The 16,476-nt window shown below is 36.1% G+C and carries 8 protein-coding genes; all 8 read left to right on the forward strand.

What is annotated here, in order from left to right:
- Positions 1-206 precede the first annotated feature (206 nt).
- The 8 genes from ABDJ41_RS06785 to ABDJ41_RS06820 all read left to right on the forward strand — a co-directional run bounded on the left by ABDJ41_RS06785 (position 207) and on the right by ABDJ41_RS06820 (position 16,457).
- A complete protein-coding gene (locus tag ABDJ41_RS06785) occupies positions 207-977 on the forward strand; it encodes an IclR family transcriptional regulator (RefSeq protein ID WP_349785109.1) in 771 nt (256 codons plus the stop codon).
- Between the two features lie 298 nt (positions 978-1,275).
- Positions 1,276-3,456 carry a S46 family peptidase gene (locus tag ABDJ41_RS06790; protein WP_349785110.1) on the forward strand — a complete coding sequence of 727 codons (2,181 nt, stop codon included), beginning with the start codon at positions 1,276-1,278 and terminating at the stop codon, positions 3,454-3,456.
- Between the two features lie 54 nt (positions 3,457-3,510).
- Positions 3,511-3,762, forward strand: a complete 252-nt coding sequence (locus tag ABDJ41_RS06795; RefSeq protein WP_349785111.1) for a hypothetical protein — start codon at positions 3,511-3,513, stop codon at positions 3,760-3,762.
- Positions 3,763-4,022: 260 nt separating this feature from the next.
- Positions 4,023-4,601 (forward strand): hypothetical protein, encoded by a 579-nt coding sequence (locus tag ABDJ41_RS06800; protein WP_349785112.1) that lies wholly within the window; start codon positions 4,023-4,025, stop codon positions 4,599-4,601.
- A gap of 259 nt (positions 4,602-4,860) precedes the next feature.
- Positions 4,861-5,043 carry a hypothetical protein gene (locus ABDJ41_RS06805; RefSeq protein WP_349785113.1) on the forward strand — a complete coding sequence of 61 codons (183 nt, stop codon included), beginning with the start codon at positions 4,861-4,863 and terminating at the stop codon, positions 5,041-5,043.
- Positions 5,044-5,148: 105 nt separating this feature from the next.
- Positions 5,149-11,715, forward strand: coding sequence for an amino acid adenylation domain-containing protein (locus tag ABDJ41_RS06810; RefSeq protein WP_349785114.1), 6,567 nt, complete (start codon positions 5,149-5,151; stop codon positions 11,713-11,715).
- Between the two features lie 17 nt (positions 11,716-11,732).
- Complete coding sequence (locus ABDJ41_RS06815; RefSeq protein ID WP_349785115.1) at positions 11,733-15,758, forward strand: non-ribosomal peptide synthetase; 4,026 nt, start codon at positions 11,733-11,735, stop codon at positions 15,756-15,758.
- Between the two features lie 3 nt (positions 15,759-15,761).
- Positions 15,762-16,457, forward strand: coding sequence for a 4'-phosphopantetheinyl transferase family protein (locus ABDJ41_RS06820; protein WP_349785116.1), 696 nt, complete (start codon positions 15,762-15,764; stop codon positions 16,455-16,457).
- Positions 16,458-16,476 lie beyond the last annotated feature (19 nt).

Below are 16,476 nucleotides of genomic sequence, written 5' to 3' on the forward strand. Positions count from 1 at the left end.
AATTGATAGATTAACACCTGTTATAACTAAATTTGTTTTTAGTTTAAATAACACAGTATCTCGGTTTACAAATGGTTATTAATTCAAATATAAATATTTATTTCAAATATGAAAGTATATCTTTATGTAAATTCGTACATCAATTTAAGGAATGATGATTAAAAAGCATTTAGTATGTTTGCTTAATAAACCATATATAAGTTTTTATGAAGGATAAAGAAGTGAAATATCAGGCACCTGCATTAGACAAAGGTCTTGATATTCTTGAATACCTGTCTTCCCAATCGATACCACTTTCTCAGACGGAGATTGCTACAGGAATAGACAAAAGTCCGAATGAGATTTACCGTATGCTAATGAGTCTTGAAAGCAGAGGCTATATTTTGCGGGACGAAGTTTCAGGGAAATACAGACTTTCATTAAAACTTTTCCATCTATCTCACCGTCACTCTCCTGTTGATGAACTTCGTAAAGCTTCACAATACCCCCTGGAAGAACTGGCGAATACGATTATGCAGTCCTGCCACCTTAGTATATTATATATGAATCAGGTGATGGTAGTTCTCCATGCTAAAAGTCCGGGCCCGATTGCTTTATCTATTGAAGAAGGCAATCTATTCCCTCTGCTTTTAACAGCTTCAGGAAAGGTGCTGCTCTCTTATTTACCTGATTCAGAACAAACAACTATCTTTAACAACAATGCCATTTTCCAGGCTTTCACTGATAAGGAGAAGGTTAAATTTATCAAATCTTTAAAAGAGATAAAAGATAAGGGCGCTTACATACGCACCAGTGATCTGGCTGCAGGTGTAATTGATATTTCAGTGCCAATCGGCAAAGGAAACACAGGAATTATTGCCTGTTTAACTGTTTCCAGTTTAACTGCGCTAAATGTAAATAAGGATATTGATAATGAAGACATTCTTGCAGAAGCAATTAAATGTGCTGAAAGAATAGAACAAAGAATAGGGTTATAAAACATAAGCTATTAAAATGGCTTTTAAATGCATTTTAAACGACTTTTACTCATACAAAGTCATACAAGACTCATAAGAGAGTCATAGGAGACTCATACAAATCATAAGCCACACCCTCACTACACTCTGATTATCAACAAATTAAAACTTAAAAAAAACATATACAAAACAACATTAACAGCTGTACTTTAGCTTTTTCTGCTTCAAACAACTTATTTGATTAAATTTGGTGTTTTTAAAGAATAGTTCATTTAGCATTGAATTTTCTTTTAAAACTAACTATTATAAATCAATTAGAATGAATAAGAAAACTCTAGTAACCTCCTTATTAACAATTGTATTGCTCACTATTGGCATCTTACAGTCGGGCTATAAGCCTTGGGAAGAAGGAATGTTCCCTTTAAGCGAAATCCACAAAGTTGATCTGAAAAAAGCAGGATTAAAGATCAGCCAAAATGAAATATACAACCCTAAAGGTACAAGTCTTGTTGATGCCCTTGTAAACGTAGGTGGCTGTACTGGCTCCTTCATTTCTAATCAAGGCTTAATTATCACCAATCACCATTGCTCTTTTAGTGCCGTACAACAGGCAAGCACACCTGAACATGATTATCTTACAAATGGATTTGTAGCAGAAACAAAAGAACAGGAAATACAGGCTAAAGGTTTAACATGTCGCATTACAGATAGCTATGAAGATGTATCTGATAGAGTTTTAGGAGCAGTAGCACAAGTTACAGATCCAGCATCAAGGTTAAAACTGATTAATGATGCCATGAAAAATATTGCTTTGGAGGCAGAGCAAAAGGATCCTGGCATCCAGGCTGAGGTTTCAGAAATGTTCATTGGTAAATCGTATGTATTATTCAGATATAAAACCATACAAGATGTAAGATTGGTATATGTACCAAATCGTCAGATTGGCGAATATGGTGGGGAAACAGATAACTGGGTATGGCCGCGTCATACCGGAGACTTTGCTTTTATGCGTGCGTATGTAGCTCCTGATGGCTCTCCTGCTAAGTATGCTAAAAACAATATCCCATATACACCTAAAAAATTTCTTAAGGTAAACCCTAAAGGAACAAATGAAGAAGATTTCGTGTTTATACTGGGATACCCCGGCAGAACTTTTCGCCACCGTCCTGCCCAATTCATAGAATACCAGCAGCAATATGTATTACCTTATACATCAAACCTATATGATTTCCAGAATACAACTATGGAAAATGCAGGTAAGAAAGACAAGGCTACTGAAATAAAACTGGCAACAAGAATCAAGAGAAATGCCAATGTAATGAAAAACTACAGAGGTAAATTACAAGGTCTCAAAGGGATTGACCTGATTTCGCAGAAAAAGACCGAAGATGCAGCGCTTGCAAAATTCATCAATGGTAATGTTGATGTTAAAGCCCGCTACGGTAGTTTAATGGAAGATATTGACAACCTCTATAAATTGATTAATGGAGATGCAAAAAGAGATCTTTGGCTGACTCAGATATATAATTCAACCAGTCTGTTAGGCATATCAAGAAATATCAATGTATTTAAAACTGCAATGGAAGCACAGCCGGAAAACCAAAGAGCTGCATTTTTAACTCAAAATAAATCGAGATTAAAGCAGTTCCTTTCAGCGATCTATGATGCTTATGATATTGATGTGGATAAAAAAATCTTTAAAAAGATGCTTACTGACGCGTCTGAATTCTCCACAGATCAATATGTTAGTGCAGTTAACAAAGTTATAGGGAAATCTACCAATAAAGAGCAGGCAATTGAGAATTTTATAAACAATGCATTTGCTAAATCTAAGCTTACAGATACCAGTTATGTATTTAACACGCTAATTTCTTCTCCAAAAACTATTTCCGCTTATAGCGATGAAATCTTATCCTTTGAAAAAGATATTTCGACTCAGATTGCTCAATTAAAACCTGAAAAAGACAGGCGCGATGGTATTCTGAACAAACTAATGGGTGATTATGTAAATGTAAAGGAGAAGTTTTTGAAAAAGGACTTTATTCCTGATGCGAACAGCACACTACGACTTACTTATGGTCATGTAAGAGGATATTGGGCTGCTGACGCTACTTATATGCATCCTTACACCACTATTAAAGGAATATTAGAGAAAGGCACTACAGGAAACCCTGAGTTTGACTACCCTGCTCAAATCAGAAAACTCTGGGAGGCTAAAGATTTTGGCCCATTTGCTAAAAAGGATTTAAACGATGTTCCAGTTGGACTATTATATAATATGGACACCACTGGTGGCAATTCCGGTTCACCAATCATGAATGCATATGGTGAACTGATTGGAGTAAACTTTGACCGTGCCTATGGTGCAACAATTAATGACTATGCATGGAATGAAAGCTATAGCAGATCGATTGGTGTAGACATCCGTTATGTACTATGGGTAGCTTCAAAGATTGACAAAGCAAATTTCTTATTGGAAGAAATGGGAGTTAAAATTTAATAAAAACAATGTAAGGGAGCTGTAATAACAGCTCCTTTTTTAATATAAAAATACATGAGAGTAATAGCAGAACTGCCACACCCGGATTGCAAAATCACTTTGTTTCATATGAACCAAAAGTATATTATAAAGTTTGAACAAGGAACATTGGAACAGAGTTATAAATTGTCGGAACTTGATCTTACAGGTGGAGGAGCCAATGAAGTTTTTCAGATTATTGATGAGGTATTTATTTCCACTGTTGTGGAACGTTTTAAGAGTATGAGGGCAGATTTCAAGATCGCTTATGACAAGCAGCAGTATTAGTTAATGTAAATAAACATAAACAACTGACAAACAGAATGATTAAAACAACAAAAACATATAACAAAACTATATTCTGTTTGTTACATCATGAATCAGTCTGAAAAATCGAAATAGATAAATAATAAGTTTAACAAAAAACAAACAACACAACTGTAAATCAATAATTTAAAAACAACAACAAAATATAATTCTGAAGAATAAAAACACCAAATTTAATATAAGTTGAGTGTTTTTAACAGATATAAACTACCTTGCAAATCATGAAAAACACAGCCATAAATATACTTTTATTTTCTATTGTTACTACATGTATTTCCTGCAGTAAAATATCAGAAAATATTGAACAAGATATTATCGTTAATGACACTGCTTTTTTTGACATCCCAGTAATAAATAGCATCACTACTACCACCCCTATTTCAGGAATTCCTTTCACGCTTAATTTGGAAGAAGAAGTAAAAAGTGGATTAAATAAGTACACCATTGATCAGATTAAATCTACTAAACTCAGAAGTATGAATTTGTCTTTGGCATTTATAGGAAAAGACACTTCAGGAAAAGACTCCCTTGACACAAAGAACAACTTTGGAAATTTAGAATCTGTAAAGTTCAGAATCGCCGCAAATAGCAGCTTAGCAAATTTGGCAAATACCACAATTACTTCTAGTGGAACTATTGGCGCACTTGCCTTAACTCCAGTAATCGTGCCCGACAGTTTAAGAACCTTCATAACTAATCCCACAAAGACATACCATGTAATCATTAAAGCAAAAGCAATTACAACTCTCCCCATGCGAGTAAGAGCTACTTCAACCTACACCATTACCTTAGCTAAATAGGTTATAGCTTATTAAGTTTAATTTTCTTATATTTGTACAAAACGGGATATTCATTATACTATTCTCTAATTTACTTGCCAATTATCCTTTGATTGGGTTTCATATTCTATAGGTTGCTGATCCGTTGCCAACCAGGAATTAAATTATACTTCGCCCCGATGATTATTGATCATTCCGCAGGCTACAACAGGTAAGAACAGAGAAAAGTTATTTTTTTAACTAACACATTGAATTTATGGCTAAATCTCAAGCTACCTTCATGAAGAAGCAACTAGAAAAGAATAGACAAAAGAAAAAAGAAGAAAAAGAACAACGTAAACTAGAACGTCAGCAGAATTCCACTGGTGGTGATTTAGAAAGCATGATGGCTTGGGTAAATGAATTTGGAGAAATTGTAGATACACCTCCGGAGAAAAAAGTAACACCTTTGGAAAATAAATAAATAAACAAAAGCTACCCTGGAGGTAGCTTTATTTATTTTACATCAAATATTATTCTTATTTTTGAAGAAGGGCTAACCAAAAATAATTCACTCCAAGACTCTCGTATGATGATAGGTAAAACCTCCAATCAACAGATTCAAAAAGCTTATTTTGTACACAAACTTTTTGAAAATGCCGCTCATAAACATCCGCATGCAATAGCTGTAATCTCTGCAAATCAATCTCTGACCTATCATGAGCTAGATACTAAATCTACTGCCTTATCGAAGTTACTTATCAATCAATCCTTTGATGAAGAAATCATTGGCATCAGCACAGTACGATCTATAGACATGATAATTGCGTTGCTTGCTATTCTTAAAGCAGGAAAAGCATATCTACCATTAGATCCTAACTATCCCGAACATCGAATAAAACAGATCATTAATGATTCTAAAATCAAATCCTGTATTACAGGAGAAGATTTAAATGATTTCTTTACAGCATTAGATTTAAAAGTTCTGGAAAGGTCTGAGTTGACTGAGACTACGACGCCAATTGCCTCATCACAAAACCCTAATATCTACGTATTATATACTTCAGGCTCTACAGGCACACCTAAAGGAGTGTATATGACGCATAAAGCGATGGTAAACCTGATCCATTGGCAATATGAAAATTCGTTAGCGGGGCCAGGCACCAGGACGTTACAATTTGCACCACTTACTTTCGATGTATCTTTCCAGGAGATTTTTACTACCCTCACCAGTGGTGCGACTTTAATCATGATTAACGATGATTTAAGACTAGACCCTGTAAATCTGCTTAAACATATTGAAACATTTAATATCGATCGTATTTTTCTACCATTTGTTGCACTTCAGTTTTTAGCTGAAGCGGCAACCAGTACTAAAGTATACCCACAATGTTTAAAGGAGGTAATGACTGCTGGCGAGCAATTGAAAATTACGCCTCAGATAAAAGAGTTTTTTAAAGAATTAAGTCACTGTAAACTTTATAACCAATACGGCCCAACAGAATGCCATGTTGTTACGCAACTGGCTCTGGAAGGACCAAGCAGCGATTGGCCACTGTTACCAAACATTGGTGTCCCCATATGGAACACCAGTATTTATATCGTTGGTCCCGATAAAAATCTGTTACCCCATGGTGAAACAGGAGAACTGGCTATAGGAGGATTTGGTTTGGCCGCAGGGTATCTCAACAAGCCTGATCTGACTAATGAAAAGTTTACCAATATTTTGATAGATGGAGCAGAGACTCGTGTTTATCTGACCGGAGACCTTGCCCGTTATGAAGAAAACGAAACCATAGAGTTTTTAGGAAGACGGGACGATCAGGTTAAAATCAGAGGCTATAGGATTGAATTAGGAGAAATAGAAGTATTATTAAATGCAATTGAAGGTATAAAACAAGCTGTTGTTACAGCCAAAAATGATTTGGCTGGCCAGAGCAAATTAATAGCTTACCTTCTTGCCGCTAATACAGAAATCAGTACACCACTAGTTAGAAAACAACTGGAAGAGCAGCTTCCGGATTATATGATTCCCTCCTCTTTTGTCTGGCTGGATGATTTTCCTAAAACCACTAGCGGTAAAATAGATAAAAAAGCCCTACCGGCACCTGAGCAAAAGCGTCCGGATATTTCTGTACTCTACACCCCTCCATCTTCTGTTGAAGAAAAGAAGTTTGCAGCAATATGGGCTAATGTATTAGAACTAGACACAGTAGGTATTCACGATAACTTTTTTGAACTTGGAGGTAATTCTTTACTAGCCTTAAAAACGGTATCCCTTTTACGTTCTTCCGAAAATATCGAATTACCAATCACAAAATTATACCAGTTTCCTACCATCGCTGCTATATCAGCGTATTTAAACGCTGGAAATTCTTTTCAAAATAAAAAAAGAAAATACAGTACATCAGCAGACATCTCTCAACCTATAGCCATTATTGGCATGGCTGGAAGGTTCCCTGGAGCTGATACGATAGCTGAATTATGGAATGTATTAAAACAGGGAGAAGAAACCATTTCTTTTTTTGAAGACAATGAACTGGACAGTTCCATTTCGATGGAGACAAAAAAAGACCCTTTGTATGTAAAAGCAAGGGGCATAATTAAAGATTCGGCTTTTTTTGATGCTTCATTTTTCGGCATCAATCCTAAACTTGCAGAAGCAATGGATCCTCAGCAAAGAGTATTCCTTGAAATCAGCAGGGATGTATTAGAAAAAACTGGCCACTTACCAGCAGTATATGATGGCTTAATTGGTGTATTTGCTGGATCAGGGAACAACAGTTACTATCCTAACAATGTATATGGAAATACCGATCTGCAAATGCAATTGGGTAGCTTTCAGGTGATGACTGTAAATGAGAAAGATTATATCTCATCAAGAACTGCTTACCAGCTAGATTTAAAAGGTCCTGCTGTTAGTGTATTTTCTGCATGCTCTACTTCCCTCCTTGCTGTTGCACAGGCTGTAGAGAGTCTTAGAAAGAATCAATGTGATGTAGCAATCGCCGGCGGAGCAAGTATAACATCGCCTATTAAAAGCGGCCATTTATATCAAGAAGGTGCAATGTTAAGTAAAGATGGGCATTGTCGCTCATTCGATGAAAAAGCCACAGGAACTGTATTTAGTGACGGTGCTGGTGTTGTTTTGTTAAAAACATTAAATAATGCCCTTGAAGATGGCGATATAGTGTATGGTGTAATTAAAGGTATTGGAGTAAATAATGATGGCAGCCAAAAAGGAAGTTTTACTGCACCAAGTACAAATGGACAGGCATCTGCAATTGCTATGGCTATCTCTGATGCAAATATTGATGCTGCTTCTATTTCCTATATTGAAACACATGGTACTGCAACTCCACTTGGAGATCCAATAGAAATAGAAGGACTTAAACAAGCATTTGGCCCCCAGTCAAATGAGGGTTATTGCGCCATTGGTTCTATAAAAAGTAATATGGGACATATGACTGCCGCTGCAGGTGTTGCAGGACTCATTAAAACAACACTGGCTTTATACCATAAAGAAATACCTCCTTCTATCAATTTTGATCATCCAAATCCTAATATTGATTTTAAGGGTTCTCCATTCTATGTGAATGATAAACTGAGTAACTGGGAGACTGAAGGTCCTAGAAGAGCTGGAATTAGCTCTTTTGGTGTTGGAGGCACGAACGTCCATGTGATTATGGAAGAATACGACCATAATCAGATAAATGATCCTGTATCAGATGATTCACCACAGATCTTTGCCTGGTCGGCCAAATCACTACCTAGTTTGCAAAAATATAGCGATAGCTTAAAAAATTATGTAAACCAGTCCGGAGCTTGCCTTGCTGACGTGGCCTATACACTTCAAACCACACGTGAAGATTTCAATTATCGTACTTTTGTAGTGGCTAACAACCTGAATGAGCTGAGTAACTCTTTGGAATGGGCAGCTGGGCTTGAAGTCCCTCCATTAAACCAATTACCAGGAGAAACTGTTTTTCTATTTCCCGGCCAGGGTGCTCAGTACATTAATATGGGCAAATCATTGTACGACAATGAACCTGTCTATCGTCAGGCTATAGATGAATGTGCAGATTTGCTGGTTGATTTATTAGATAAAGATATCCGGGATGTTCTTTTTGCAGAAGAGAATAATGATCAGGCAGTTGCAGATCTAAATAACACGAAATATACGCAGCCGGCTCTTTTTGTAACAGAATATGCGCTGGCAAAAGTATGGATGAACCGGGGAATAGTTCCTTCAATATTATGTGGACATAGCATAGGTGAATATGTTGCAGCTCATTTAGCTGGTATCTTCTCATTGCCTGATGCTATAAAACTCGTAGCATACCGAGGTTTGCTGATAAGTAAATTACCTGGAGGGAGTATGTTAAGTGTAAGGGCAGGAATTACTGACATTAGTTTACCTTCCGGATTATCAATAGCAGCTATTAATAGCGATAGGCTATTTGTTGCATCTGGATCTGATGAAGACATTGCTGCTTTCCAATTAGTTTTAGATGGCAAAGAAATTTTAAATAAAAAACTATTTACCAGCCATGCATTCCATTCAGCAATGATGGATCCGGTTTTAGAAGATTTCTCGAAAATAGTATCCGAAGTAAAGCTGAACAGGCCTCAAAAACCGATTGTTTCTACAGTTACAGGTCAGTTCCTAACTGATCTTGATGCACAAAGCTCTACGTATTGGACAAATCATCTCCGGCAAACTGTTCAATTCTCTGCGGCAGTAAAAACTATAATGGAAATGAATAACCCTATTTTTATAGAAACAGGGCCGGGCACCGTATGTACCACACTGATTTATCAGCAAGGAATTAAAACTCAATTTTCTGGAGTTGCAAGTCTTGATAACAAGAAAACACCTGATTCACTTCGCTCTATCCTGCTTGCACTGGGCAGGGTTTGGCAATTAGGCTTAAACCCTGATTGGAAATCGCTTAACAATACGTCAACAAGAAAAAAACTAGATATACCAACGTACAATTACCATAAGAAGAGGTATTGGTCGGAAACTATAGCAACACCTACAAAAAACATCATAATACCAATTGAAAACAATAACAAAATGAGGAAAGATACTTTACTTGAGAAAATAAAACAAGTGTTGGAAAATGCTTCCGGCATTGAAATGGATGGTGTTAATACACAGCAAAGCTTTCTTGAAATTGGCTTTGACTCCTTGCTGCTTACTCAGGTTGCCATTTCTCTTAAGAACGAATTTAAGCTACCTATTACTTTTAGAAAATTACACGAAGAGTTTCCAAATTTAGACTTGTTAACAGCTTATATTGATCAGAATACAGCACCAGATCAAGCAAGCAGTGTAACTTTAAATGGACAACAAATTCATCAGCAAGCAATCCAAACGTCCATCCCGCAATCTCCTCCCCCTGTTATGTCAGGTAATCTTCCTGTGAATGATACTGCATTAGGATTAATAGCCCAACAATTAGAGATTTTATCTAAACAAGTGATGCTGATGCATGGTCAACAGCCAGGTCAACCTGTTGTTCAAGCTAATCATTCTGCTCCTGTAATGGTGCAGCAGAAAACTGAGAATGACGAAATCAGTGTTTCCGAAAAAAAGGAACTACTAAAGCCGTTTGGAGCCACACCTAGAATAGAACGCAATACAGATTCACTGAATGCTGTTCAATTGGGTTTTATTAAAGAGTTGACAGAGCGCTATAATGCAAAAACAGCGAAAAGTAAAGCTTATGCTGCAGAAAGCAGAAGTTATATGTCAGACCCAAGAGTTGTTTCAGGTTTCAGAATACAAACAAAAGAATTGGTCTACCCAATTGTTATCAACAAATCTGACGGTAGTAGATTATGGGATATTGACGGAAATGAATATATAGATGCTTTAAATGGATTTGGTTCTAATATGCTCGGCTATCAGCATCCGGTTATCAAAAAAGCGATGCATGATCAGATTGACAAAGGTTATGAAGTAGGTCCTCAGCATGAACTTGCTGCCCGGGTTAGCAAATTAGTATGTGAACTAACGGGATTTGATCGGGCTGCACTTTGCAGTACAGGTTCTGAAGCAGTACTAGGCTGCATCAGAATTGCTCGTACCGCAACAGGAAGATCACTGATTGTTGCTTTTACAGGTTCTTATCATGGTATTATCGATGAAGTTCTTGTTCGTGGAACCAAAAAGTTAAAATCTTTCCCTGCTGTTGCGGGCGTAATGCCTGAAGCTGTCCAGAACATATTAGTACTTGATTATGGTACAGAAGAAACCCTTGCTATTATTAAAGAACGTGCACATGAAATTGCAGCTGTTCTGGTAGAACCAATACAAAGCAGAAGACCGGAGTTTGTGCCGATTGATTTTGTAAAGGAACTCAGAGAAATCACACTTAATTCAGGTACTGCATTGATTTTTGATGAAGTGATAACTGGATTTAGAATGCATCCGGGAGGTGCACAAGCTATATTTGGTATCCGTGCAGATCTTGCTTCCTATGGAAAAGTCGTTGGGGCTGGTGTGCCAATTGGGGTTATTGGTGGAAAAAGAGAATTCATGGATGCTCTGGACGGTGGAACGTGGCAATATGGTGACAACTCCTTCCCAAAAGTTGGTGTAACCTATTTTGCAGGTACATTTGTACGTCATCCTTTAGCTCTGGCTTCTGCAAAAGTGGCTCTTGAATATATGAAAGAGAAAGGTCCGGCATTACAGGAAGAACTAAATCAAAAAGGTAAATACTTAGCTGATAATTTAAATCTTGAGATTGAAAAAAGAAGTCTTCCATTCTTTACAGCCAATTATGGATCACTCTGGAAGATTAAATTTCATGATGATGTACCGTATGCTGAGCTGATGTTTACTTTAATGCGTCAAAAAGGCATCCATGTCCTAGATGGTTTCCCTTGCTTTATTACAGAAGCGATGACATATAATGATATTGATGAAATCATTAAATGTTTTATAGAAAGTATGGATGCAATGATTGATGCAGGTTTTTTCACCAGAGAAGTTAATGGTTCAAATGTAGAAAGAGCAGCGGTATTAGATGCGTCTAATCCGCCAGTTACTGGTGCAAGACTAGGAAAAGACAGCAATGGAAATCCAGCCTGGTTTGTTCAAGATGATAAGAATCCAGGAAAGTTTTTACAAATACAGCTTTAGAATCAAGCAACTTAAGAATGCATAACAATTATAACCTTGTAGCTGTTGATTTTAATCCTTTTGAAGGAAATGAAATTGAAAAAATTGCCATTACCAATGAACCGCAACGCGAAGTCTGGCTTTCCTGTATTTTAGGTGGCGAAGAAGCTAGTTTGGCTTACAATGAATCAGTATCATTGGAACTTAAAGGGAGATTTAATGAATTAGCTTTTGAAAAAGCAATACATGATTTGATTGCCAGACATGAAGGTTTGAGAGCTGTATTGAGTAAGAATGGTGAGGACTTAATCATATATAAAGAAATATCATTTGATATTTTAAAATCAGAAGATCTTTCTGAAACCTCTCTGACTGAAAAAGAATTGAACCTTAAATCTTCCATTCAAGTGGAAATGGGGAAATCATTTGATTTATATAATGGTCCTCTTTTTAGAATTTACTTGCATAAGCTTAATGAGCACATACATTACTTTACCATCATAATTCACCATTTAATTGGAGATGGTTGGTCATTAGGCATAATCCTTGAAGATTTGAGTCTATTGTATAATGCTCATTCAAGTGGCAAACAGACTTTATTACCGAAAGCTGAACAAATTAGTGATTATGCAATACAGCAAACTGATTTCTTCAAGACAGAGGAATATAGATCTACAACTGATTTTTGGCTTAATAAATATAAGGACAACGTTCCTGTTATAAATTTACCGCTCGATTTTAACCGTCCTTCATTAAGGACCTATAAAGGAAAACGTAATGATTATAAACTAGCAGACGATTTACTTTCTCAAATTCAGGCACTATCAAAACAAACCGGAAGCAGTTTAGTGGTAACGCTTGTTACTGTGTTTGAAGTCCTGTTATACCATCGTACCGGACAAAAAGACCTTGTAGTAGGATTACCTTCTGCCGGGCAACTTGCTACTGAAAACTTGAGGTTGGTTGGTCATTGCGTAAATTTATTACCTCTTCTAAGTAAAATTGATCCGGAACAACCATTCATAGATTATCTAAAAAAAAGAAGATCTGAAATATATGATGCTTACGACCATCAAAGGTTAACGTTTAGTGAACTGATCAGGAAATTAAACCTAAAACGTGATAAAGCACTTGTCCCCCTGGTACCAATTGTATTTAATGTTGATATGGGAATGGATGAGAAAGTTGAGTTTAAGGAACTGAACCATCGACTGATCTCTAATCCGAGGGTTTCTCAGACTTTTGAAATTTCTTTGAATGTAAATGGTTCCAAAAATGCTTTAACATTTGAATGGGCTTACAATAGTCAGCTTTTTACATCGACAACAATTGACGTGATGATGCAAGAGTTTGAATTACTCTTAAGAAAGCTTACCTCTGAACCTGCTACCCCGATTCAGGATGCCATCATTCACCAGTCACCTTTCCCTGAAATTGCTATTCAACATTGTGATTACCCAAAAGATAAGACCTTTGTTGACCTTTTTTATGAGCAGGCTGCAAAAGTTCCCGATCATACTGCAATAGTTTTTGAAGGCAGGAAGTTAAGCTATGCAAAGCTGAATGCTCAATCTAACAAACTTGCTAATCACCTGATCAGCAAAGGTGCAAAACCTGGAACTTTAATTCCAATTTGTATCAAACCATCTATGGAAATGCTGATTGGTATATTGGGAATTTTAAAAAGTGGTGCTGCATACTTACCTATCGATGTCGAGTTTCCTGTTAAAAGAATAAGCTTCATGCTCAGCGAGTCGAATACTGATTTCATCATTAGTGATGATGAAACAGCAAAAACGCTCAATAAAACAACAGAAAAAGAAGTCATTTGTCTGGATGATTCCGGAATTGATGTCTGGAAAGCAAGTGCTGAGCGTCCTAAGGTTACAATATCTCCTGCTGACCTGCTGTATGTTATATACACATCTGGCTCTACGGGAAACCCAAAAGGTGTAATGATAGCACATGGCTCTTTAGTAGATTATCTTTTTGGTCTAAAAGCGAATCTGCCTGTTCTGGAAAGTTGTAAAAGTTTTGCTTTAGGTTCTACAATTGCTACTGACCTTGGGAATACAATATTATACAGTGCCTTGGCAATAGGTGGTGAATTACATGTTTTTAATAAAAATAAGTTTAACGACACTGTATATATTCACGACTATTTTAATAAGCATCAAATAGACTGTTTAAAGATTGTTCCATCTCAATGGAAGTTTTTAAATCAAGCTGAAAAAGCATTGTTTCCCGAGAAGCTTTTGATGTTTGGCGGAGAGTCTCTACCTGGTGAGTTCATTAAAGAGATTGATGCTTCAGCAGTAAAATGTGAGGTTGTAAATCATTATGGTCCAACAGAAACCACCATTGGCAAATTATTGTATAAAGTGGATAAAAAATCAACTTTTCCAGTAACTGTTCCCATTGGAAGGCCATTTTCTAATGCATCAATTTTTGTATTGAACTCCAATTTAAGATCATGTCCAATTGGCATCCCTGGTGAGCTTTATATAGGGGGCGCTGGTGTTGCTCAGGGATATTTAAATAATCAGGAGTTAACAGATAAAGTATTTATAAACAATTTACCGGAGGATAAAAGCAATAGCACTTTTTATAAAACCGGCGATTTAGTAAGATGGTTACCTGATGGTAATATTGAGTATTTAGGACGTATTGATGATCAAATCAAAATAAGAGGTAACAGAATAGAACTTGGAGAAATACAGAATGTTTTACAAAAACATGCCGATATTAAGCAATGTACCATAACTGTTGAAGAACATCCGAAATCAGGAAAAATGCTAGCAGCTTATATAGTTGCAGATGGAGACTTTGATAAACAAGTTATTATATCCTATTTGAGAGAAAGTCTGCCTGATTATATGGTTCCTCGAATTTTAATCCCATTAGATCAGATCCCGCTTACGGCGAACGGAAAAGTTGATCGTAAAGCTTTGCCTAAATATGATTTGTTTACAGAAGATGATGAGAAACCTTTTATAGCTCCTAATAATAAGGAACAAAAGCTAATAGCTGATATATGGGCAAAACACCTTTCCCTTGAGAAAATAAGCATTAATGATGATTTCTTTGAACTAGGTGGGCACTCTATGATTGCCATAAAAATAATGGTTGAAATTGAAAAACAGACAGGTATCAGACTCCCACTGGCTGTTCTTTTTGACAATTCAACCATTGAAAAGCTGGCTCTTAATCTAAGCAAACCTGACCAGGCGATGAACTGGAAATCACTTATTCCAATAAAAAACTCCGGGAACAAGCCTCCTCTCTATATTATTCATGGTCAGGGAATGAATATTATCATTTTCAAAAGCCTTGTCCAAGAGATTGATAAAGATCAACCTATTTTAGGTTTACAGCCTCTAGGTTTAAATCCTGAAGACGAACCTGCAGACAGTATTGAAGATATTGCTGAAGGCTATGTTAATGAGATCATCAAAAATAATCCAGAAGGTCCATACCTATTAATGGGATATTCTTCCGGTGGGACCATAGCATTGGAGATGTCAGAGCAATTTAGGAAGTTAGGGAAAAAAGTATCTTTTTTAGGCCTTCTTGATACCTATTATGATGGCGATAGCTATTCCAGTCTTTTAAAAGCAACTAAATTTGGGCAAATCTTTAATCAATTAATAAAGACTTTAGGTTATGCCTTCGTTTATTTTTTCAGGTATCCTAAAGACTTTATTATACATAAGAAAAATTTCATATTGGGCAGCCTTTATAATTATTATAAGAAATTTAATCCCATTAAAAAAGACCCTGCCAATCCGCTGTATGTTATAGATAGAATTCAAAAGGCCCATAAAAAAGCATTTGAACATTATAAATTAAAAAAATATCAAGAAGATGTAGTACTTTTCAGAGCGAACGATAAAAAAATGACATATATCCCTCATATGGAAAGCAACGGTTTTGCACCTTATATGGGTGGAAAACTAACATTAGTTGATATTCCTTTAGCGCATTTAAAGTTTTTCGCTCCTGATCATGTTCATCTCTTTGCAGAGAAATTACAATATGAATTAAATCGGAGCCTTCGCTCATAACCAATGAAACTTATAGATTTCGAGCATCCTCAACTTGAATGGCAAGACTATAATTCAGATATAGGATTGAGTAAAGATATTACCCATGTTTTTAAAATAAACATAAATAATTACGAAAGAATAAAGCCAGGATATTTATCTGTTCTTAGTATAGATGAAATTACAAAAGCCAATCGCTTCAGAAGTGCAGATGACAGAAAACGGTATGTGATTGGCAAATACTTTTCAAGAATTATTCTTTCTATCATTTTAAACCTTAAAACAAAAGACATTCATTTCTCCTATACAGGAAACAAGAAACCACATGTTGAAGGTATACATTTTAACATTAGTCATAGTGGTAGATTTACCATCATTGCTTTCAGCCCTAAGCCTATTGGAATTGATATCGAATATATAAATGAGAAGTTTGATTTTGCTCCATTATTAAACATTTGCTTCAAGGAATCTGAATTAAGCTGCATTCATGGTATAGTTGATTTTTATACCTTATGGACAAGAAAAGAAGCCATACTTAAAGCAAGCGGCGAAGGCCTGATCGACAACTTACATGACATTGAATGCTTAAAAAATATTGTCAAAAGAAATGACACTAATTTCTATATTTCCAGCAAAAAAATCGACCACAACCATATTATAAGCCTTGCAATAAACACATTACAAACAAAAATCAATTACTGGAATATGGCCGTCTCGTGAAAAACAATCGACAAAAACC

The sequence above is a fragment of the Pedobacter sp. ASV1-7 genome (genome assembly GCF_040203335.1).
Lineage (GTDB): Bacteria > Bacteroidota > Bacteroidia > Sphingobacteriales > Sphingobacteriaceae > Pedobacter.